Source organism: Mycobacterium sp. BK086 (genome assembly GCA_004362315.1).
In the GTDB taxonomy this organism is placed as follows: Bacteria; Actinomycetota; Actinomycetes; order Mycobacteriales; family Mycobacteriaceae; genus Mycobacterium.
The window spans coordinates 896,999-903,780 of the sequence record SNWL01000005.1; the positions used below are offsets into that span (position 1 = coordinate 896,999).

A 6,782-nucleotide genomic window follows, 5' to 3' on the forward strand; every position below is an offset into this window, starting at 1 on the left:
GCCGATTCTGTCGGCGACGCGACGGATATCCGCGGAGGCGCGCCGTAACACCAGCCACACAAGTCACATTTTGTCACAGCAGTAACACGATTTGATCGCGGAAAAATGGCGGTTCCGGCAGGTACCGTCAGCTGATGTCCTGGAGGGGCGGGCTACTCGTTGCATGTGGGGTCGGTGCGGCGCTCATCGGCGGCGCCGGCCTCGCGAGCGCCGACTCGTCCGGCACGGGCTCGTCGCCCAAAGACTCGGCACACTCGGTGGCGCATTCGCGCCCGGCGTCGCACCGCGCGGTCAAGAAGCCGGCTCGGCTCGGCACGATGCGGTCAACTCCCCCAATGCTTTCCGCCCGCCGCGAACCCGGCTCCGGTCTGGCCGGGCCCGCCCCGCGGCCACCTGTGCAGCCGCCGGGAACCGACCCGGTCGCGGCCGTCACGCGGTGGTTCGACGACCTGCACTACTACCTGACCGGCGCCCCGGAGACACATCCCACTCCTGCCGACACCACCGCGACTGTGTACGGCGACATCGGCAAATGGATGCTCGAACGCGACGGCTCGCTCGCCGACTGGCCCAGCCCCGCCTACCCCTTCAAGACCCTCTACCAGCCGATCAACGTCATCGTCGTCGACCGGACGTCGACCACCGCCGCCGAGTCGGCACAGAAGATCAACGCCGCGATGGCCGCCGCGGGCTTCCCGGCCCAGCAGATCCACTCCACGGGCTATCAGGGCCTCATCGACGGCGTCCTGTACGGCCAGCAGCCCGCCGGGCCGCAGGAGGCGTTCTCGAATGCGCACTGGTTGTTGATCAACGACCACGGCCGGCTCTTCGGGCCTTCGCCAGATGCCGCCGACAGCGGCTTCGTGTGGACGGCGTCATTCAGCCGCGAGCAGCCCGGCCTGTCGAACCTGAATCCCACCCACATCTACGTGTCGTTCGACAAAGCCCGCGACGCCGTACGCGCCGGGCTGGTCGGCAGTGGCGCGATCGATCTGGGTCTGGTGGCGTTGGACAACAAACTCTCCGGGCGCACGATCACCACCGGCGACCATGACGGCTACGCCGTCGTGATCTCACTCGGCTGAGTCCGCCTGCGCGGCTTCCAGCAGTTCGCGGGCATGCGCACGGCCGGTGTCGGATTCCCCGAGCCCGGCCAGCATGCGGGCCAACTCGGCTACCCGTTGTTCGGTGTCGAGGCGGCGAACCTCGCTGGTCCCCTTACCTGAGCTGTCGACCACGAGGTGACTGTCGGCGTAGGCGGCGACCTGCGGCAGATGGGTGACGACGATGACCTGATGACTGCGGGCCAGCCGTGCCAGCCGGCGACCGATCTGGACCGCGGCCCGGCCACCGACTCCGGCGTCGACCTCGTCGAACACCATCGTGGTGCCCTCGGCCGATGCTGCCAACACCACCTCCAGTGCGAGCATGACGCGCGACAGCTCACCGCCGGAGGCGCTCTTGTTCAACGGCAGCACGTCGCTGCCGCGGTGCGCGGTGAAGCCGAACTCGACCAGGTCGATGCCTTCGCCGCCGGCGTGCACGGTCTCACCGGACGGCAACCGCAGCGGCGCGCTGTCGTCTTCGCGCGCCGGCATCAGCGATACGGTCACCGTGAAGTCGGCGTGCGTCATGGCCAGCCCGGTGAGCTCGGCGGTGATCGCCTTCGCCAGCCCCTTGGCGGCCTTGGCCCGCACCTTGGACACCTCCAGCGCGGCGGTGGCCACCTGCCCGGCGAGCTCGTCGACCCGGCGGGCCAGCCCGGCCAGTGCGTCCTCGGAGACGTCCAGTTGTGCGAGGCGTTCCCGCGACTCCTTGGCCCAGGCCAGCACACCGTCGACGTCGGCGGCGTACTTGCGGGTCAGGCTGCGCAGTTCGGCCTGGCGGGCGAGTTTGGTTTCCAAAGCACTCGCGTCGTCGGGCAGGTCACCGAGGAAATCGCCGAGTTCGCGGGCGACATCACCGACGACGGTCAGGGCGTCGGCAAGCTGACGGGCCAGGGCACCAAGCGCCGGGTCGTCGGTCGATTGCAGCAGTGACACCGCACGGCCCAAAGTGTCTGTCGCAGAATGGGGTTCACCGTCGGCGAGCTCGTCGATCGACAGGTTGGCCCGCGCACCGGCGACCGCCTCACGCAGGGCGTCGAGTTCCGACAGCCGACGAATGTCGGCGACCAGCGACTCGTCCTCGCCGGGCGCGGGGTCGACTCCGTCGATCTCGGTGAGGGCGAACTTCAGCCGGTCGGCCTCCTGGGCCAGTTCGCGGGCACGGTTGGTCCGGTCGACGAGATCGCGGCGGGCCACCAGCCACTGATCGCGCACCTTCGTGTAGCGCTCGAGCTTGGCGTCGACATCGGCGAACCGGTCCAGCGCGCCGCGCTGCTCCTCGGGGCGCATGAGCCGCAACTGGTCGTTCTGCCCGTGCAGGGTCAGCAGCCCGGTGGTGAACGTGGTCAGCGACTTGGCCGGCACACTGCGCCCACCAAGGTAGGCCCGCGACGGTCCCTCCTTGCTGACGGTGCGCAGCGCGATGATGCTGCCGTCGTCGTCGCGGTCGGCGCCGGACGAATCGAGGATCTCGTCGATCTGGGCCGCGGTTGCGTCGTCGAGTTCCGCGGTGGCGAACCGGCCTTCGACGACGGCCCGCTCGGCACCCGAACGCACGCGGGTGGCATCGGCACGGGCCCCGCCCAGCAGATGAAGTCCGGTCACCACCATGGTCTTGCCGGTGCCCGTCTCGCCGGTCAGCACGGTCAGGCCGCGGTCGAACTCCGCGGTCGCGGCGCTGATGGCGCCCAGTGATTCGATCCGGATCTCAGCCAGCATCCGCGACTCACTGCCCCCGCCAGCCGGTGACCGGCAGGCGGAATTTGCGCACCAAGCGGTCGGTGAACGGTGCACTGTCCAGTCGCACCCACTTCAGCGGTGTCGTGCATTTGGTGACCTCGAGGCGACCACCGGCAGGCACCCGCATCTCGCGGCGGCCGTCGCAGAACACCAGCGCCTCGTGGCTGTCGTCCTCGATCTCGATGGCGATCAGGGCGGTCGGGCTGGTGACCATCGGTCGGGCGAACAACGCGTGAGCGTTGTTGGGCACCACCAGGATTGCCTCCAGGTCCGGCCACACCACCGGGCCGCCTGCCGAGAACGCATAGGCCGTGGATCCGGTCGGGCTGGAGACCAGGACGCCGTCGCAGCCGAACGCAGACACCGGGCGGCCGTCGATCTCCAGGACGACGCCGATGACCCCCAGCCGGGCGCCCTTCTCCAGGCTGGCCTCATTGAGCGCCCAGCCGTGCGAGACGACCTTGTCGTTGGCGCGGACGGTGATGTCGAGCGTCATTCGGTTCTCGACGCGATAGTCGCGGGCGACGACGTGTTCGAGGACGGTGTCGATGACCTCGGCTTCGGCCTCGGCCAAGAAGCCAATGCGGCCCAGGTTGATTCCCAGCACCGGGATTTCAGCGTTGCGTGCCAATTCAGCGGCACGCAGGAAGGTGCCGTCGCCGCCGAGCACCAGCACGAGCTCGCAGCCGATGGCCGCGTTGGCGTCGTCGTCGACGACCTCGGCATCCGAGCCGAGTGTCTCGGCGGAGAGCACCCGCAGTCCGATCCCGTTGTCGCCCAGCACTTTCTCGACCCGGCGAGCCGTCTCGGTGGCCTCGTCGCGGCCAGTGTGCACGACGAGCAGGATCAACCGCTCAGAAGTCATTGCGGTCCTTCCGCGACGGCGCCGCGTACCGCGGCGTCCAATTCGTCTCCGTGTAGCCCGCGCTCGGTCTTGGCGCGCAGCCACAGGAAGTATTCGACATTGCCCGACGGCCCGGGCAGCGGGCTCGCGGTCGCGCCGACGGTCTGCCAGCCCAGCTCGCCGGCGCGGGCGGCGACGGCCAGCACTGCGGCGGCGCGCAGCTCCGGATCGGAGACGACGCCGCCGGCGCCGACCTGCTCCCGCCCCACCTCGAACTGTGGCTTCACCATGGGAACGATATCGGCGTCCACCGACGCGCTCGCGGTCAGTGCGGGCAGCACCGTGGCCAGCGAGATGAACGACAGGTCGGCGACCACCACCTGAACAGGACCGCCGATGGCCTCCGCGGTGAGGTCGCGCACGTTGGTGCGCTCGATGACCACCACTCGTTCGTCGGAACGCAACGACCAGGCCAGCTGCCCGTAGCCGACGTCGACAGCCACCACTTCGGACGCGCCGCGGTCCAGCAGCACCTCAGTGAAGCCACCGGTCGAGGCGCCCGCGTCGAGGCACCGGCGGCCCGTCACGTCGATACCGAAGGCGTCCAGCGCACCGATCAGCTTGTGGGCGCCGCGGGACACCCAGGTGCGCTCGTCGCTGGCTTCGACAGTGAGATTCGCGGTGACCGCGACCGCGGTCGCGGGCTTGACTGCCCGCATACCGTCGATGCTGACCTTGCCGGCGCCGATGAGTTCGGCGGCCTGCTGCCGCGACCGCGCCAATCCTCGCCGGACCAGCTCAGCGTCAACCCGGGCACGCCGCGTCATACGCGAACTCAGCCCTTCTCCACCGATTCCAGCGCGTCGACCAGGATCTGGTGCGCTTCCTCGAGCTGGCGTCCGACCGCGTCGATATCGACACCGGTGACGTCGGCGCTGTCCGGGTCGACGCTGGGCAGCTGAGCCAGTACAGCGTCGATATCGGTGCGGATCTGTTCGGGGTCGGTACTCATATCGCCATTCACGCTAGCCGATCAGACGCCGTCAGCAGGGACCAGCGCTGTAGCGCGGCGCGTGCGGTGTCGTCGCCGGCATGCACGGCGATGCGACGCCCGTCTGACGACGCCGTCCACACCGCCCGCGCGGTGGCCCGGACCACCGAGAGCCCGTCGAGCCCGGGATCGCCGCCGGCCGCGGCGACGGTGACCGCACCGTCGCCGACCTCGATGCGCCAGGCCGGCTGCTCGACGACTGCAAGCGCCTCGGCCGCGGTGTGCAGATCCCGCAGGTCGGCAGCGATATACGTGGGGCGCTGATCCGGAACGGCATGGACCGCCTCGGCCGCGGTGCTGACTCCGCACAGCACCATGAGGCTCGGCAGATCCGCGGCGTTCGCACCCTCGATATCGGTGTCCAGGCGATCGCCCACCACGAGCGGCGTATCAAATGAGCCACGTGCCAAGGCATCTCGCATCAACGTGGGAGCGGGTTTGCCGGCCACCTGCGGCTCGGCGTCGGTCGCGGCGCGCAGTGCTGCGACCATCGATCCGTTTCCCGGCAGCAGCCCACGCTCGGTGGGCAACGTGCGGTCGACATTGGCGGCTACCCACAGTGCGCCGGCCCGGATCGCCAGGGCCGCTTCGGCCAGGTTGGGCCAGCCCGTGGTCGTGGAGTGTCCCTGCACGACGGCGACGGGCTCGTCGTCGAATGTGCGCACCGGCACCAGGCCGACGGCCTCGATTTCGCCGGCCAGTGCGTCGGTTCCGACGATCAGCACCTTCGAGCCAGGTGCGAGCTGATCGGCGAGCAGGTGTGCCGCACTCTGGGCGCTGGTCACCACATCGTCGGCGTGTGCGACGAACCCGAGCTCACGAAGGTGAGCGGCCACGTCGTCGGCGGCACGGGAGGCATTGTTGGTGACGAACAGTTTGCGGATGTGCGCCGCTTCGAGGGCACCAATAGCTCCCTCGGTAGGCTCATGGCCGCGGAACACGGTGCCGTCGAGATCGAGCAGCAGGCAATCATGCTGCTGCGCAAGGGTTGTCACGTCAGGCCAACTCGCTGACCCGGTCTTCGGCGTCGGTGACACCGTCGATGTCAGCCGCGGCCGCATTGATGAACCACTGCAACGCCTCGTCTCCGCGATCGAGCGCCAACAGTGTCTCGGCATAGGCGTAGAACAGTCGCGCAGCCGTGGAGCCGGTGCGCGACGGGTCCGGCTGCGGGCTGGTGAGCACGGCCAAGGCCTGTTCGAGCTGGCCGAGATCGGCGCGGGCGCCGGCGGCCACGATCCGCAGCTCGTCGGCATCGTCGCCGGTGAGCTGCGCGGCCTCGGGGCTGCGGGCCAGCTCGATGGCACGCTCGGGGCGGCCCACACCGCGTTCGCAGTCCGCGATCAGCGGGAGGAGCTGCGACTTGCTGCCCATCCGGCGCGCGGCGCGGAACTCCGAGAGCGCCTGCGCCCAGTCGCCACACTGATAGGCGGCAATACCGACCGCTTCCCGCACGGCCGCGATCCGCCCGGAACGAGCACGGGCGGCCTGTGCGTGTTCGAGGGCGGCCTGCGGATCATCGTCGAGCAATTCGCCCGCCGCGACCAGATGGCGGGCCACCGTGTCGGCGGTCGACTTATCCAAAGTCGTGAGTTCGCCCCGTATTTCGGGCGACAGCTGTTTGGCTTCGATGGTCGACGGGATGATCGGACCGCTGGGCCGCGCGTCACCATCGCCGTCGGTCACGTGCTGAGGTTGGGCCTGACGGGCTCGCCCGGGACCCGAGCGGCGCGGGGCGCCGCCGCCGCGGCGATCGCGGCCCGGGGCACCCGCTCCCGCGGGACGACGCGGTGGACGCCCGCTGGAATTACCTTGCCTGTCATCGACCACCCGTAAAGGATACGGGTAGCGGTCAGACCGTCACAATTGGAGACATTTGAATTGCCGCAATGGAATTGAAGAATGAGAAATGGAAACGCCCCCCGATTTCTCGGGGGGCGTTTCACTAAATTGTGTTCGGCGGTGTCCTACTTTTCCACCCGTGTTGGGTAGTATCATCGGCGCTGGCAGGCTTAGCTTCCGGGTTCGGGATGGGTCCGGG

At 69.1% G+C, this 6,782-nt stretch carries 8 protein-coding genes and 1 rRNA gene; 1 reads left to right on the forward strand and 8 read right to left on the reverse strand.

Features of this window, described 5'->3' with window-relative positions:
* The first annotated feature begins 134 nt into the window (after positions 1 to 134).
* Positions 135 to 1,085 (forward strand): hypothetical protein, encoded by a 951-nt coding sequence (locus tag EV580_RS20880; RefSeq protein WP_133693088.1) that lies wholly within the window; start codon positions 135 to 137, stop codon positions 1,083 to 1,085.
* On the opposite strand, the gene recN is transcribed toward EV580_RS20880, so the two are convergent.
* The 8 genes from recN to rrf all read right to left on the reverse strand — a co-directional run.
* A complete protein-coding gene (gene recN, locus EV580_RS20885; RefSeq protein WP_133693089.1) occupies positions 1,074 to 2,825 on the reverse strand; it encodes a DNA repair protein RecN in 1,752 nt (583 codons plus the stop codon). The genes EV580_RS20880 and recN overlap by 12 nt on opposite strands.
* A 7-nt stretch (positions 2,826 to 2,832) precedes the next feature.
* The gene (locus EV580_RS20890; protein WP_133693090.1) at positions 2,833 to 3,711 is read right to left on the reverse strand and encodes an NAD kinase; all 879 of its coding nucleotides are present in this window, start codon (positions 3,709 to 3,711) and stop codon (positions 2,833 to 2,835) included.
* The gene (locus EV580_RS20895) at positions 3,708 to 4,517 is read right to left on the reverse strand and encodes a TlyA family RNA methyltransferase (RefSeq protein WP_133693091.1); all 810 of its coding nucleotides are present in this window, start codon (positions 4,515 to 4,517) and stop codon (positions 3,708 to 3,710) included. The genes EV580_RS20890 and EV580_RS20895 overlap by 4 nt, the downstream gene beginning before the upstream one ends.
* 8 nt (positions 4,518 to 4,525) lie before the next feature.
* Positions 4,526 to 4,702 (reverse strand): hypothetical protein, encoded by a 177-nt coding sequence (locus tag EV580_RS33805; RefSeq protein ID WP_166654791.1) that lies wholly within the window; start codon positions 4,700 to 4,702, stop codon positions 4,526 to 4,528.
* An 8-nt stretch (positions 4,703 to 4,710) separates the two neighbouring features.
* On the reverse strand, positions 4,711 to 5,736 hold the full coding sequence (locus EV580_RS20900) for an HAD-IIA family hydrolase (RefSeq protein ID WP_133693092.1): 1,026 nt from the start codon (positions 5,734 to 5,736) through the stop codon (positions 4,711 to 4,713).
* 1 nt (position 5,737) lies between these two features.
* The gene (locus EV580_RS20905) at positions 5,738 to 6,427 is read right to left on the reverse strand and encodes a tetratricopeptide repeat protein (RefSeq protein WP_370581629.1); all 690 of its coding nucleotides are present in this window, start codon (positions 6,425 to 6,427) and stop codon (positions 5,738 to 5,740) included.
* Positions 6,424 to 6,564 (reverse strand): hypothetical protein, encoded by a 141-nt coding sequence (locus tag EV580_RS34660; RefSeq protein ID WP_221218217.1) that lies wholly within the window; start codon positions 6,562 to 6,564, stop codon positions 6,424 to 6,426. The genes EV580_RS20905 and EV580_RS34660 overlap by 4 nt, the downstream gene beginning before the upstream one ends.
* Before the next feature lie 131 nt (positions 6,565 to 6,695).
* Positions 6,696 to 6,782 (reverse strand): 5S ribosomal RNA (rrf, locus tag EV580_RS20910); the annotation flags it as partial.

Bases quoted from the DNA above. Each gene is read 5' to 3' on its own strand.
- EV580_RS20880 (WP_133693088.1), top strand. From the start codon at position 135: ATGTCCTGGAGGGGCGGGCTACTCGTTGCATGTGGGGTCGGTGCGGCG.
- recN (WP_133693089.1), bottom strand. From the start codon at position 2,825: ATGCTGGCTGAGATCCGGATCGAATCACTGGGCGCCATCAGCGCCGCG.
- EV580_RS20890 (WP_133693090.1), bottom strand. From the start codon at position 3,711: ATGACTTCTGAGCGGTTGATCCTGCTCGTCGTGCACACTGGCCGCGAC.
- EV580_RS20895 (WP_133693091.1), bottom strand. From the start codon at position 4,517: ATGACGCGGCGTGCCCGGGTTGACGCTGAGCTGGTCCGGCGAGGATTG.
- EV580_RS33805 (WP_166654791.1), bottom strand. From the start codon at position 4,702: ATGAGTACCGACCCCGAACAGATCCGCACCGATATCGACGCTGTACTG.
- EV580_RS34660 (WP_221218217.1), bottom strand. From the start codon at position 6,564: ATGACAGGCAAGGTAATTCCAGCGGGCGTCCACCGCGTCGTCCCGCGG.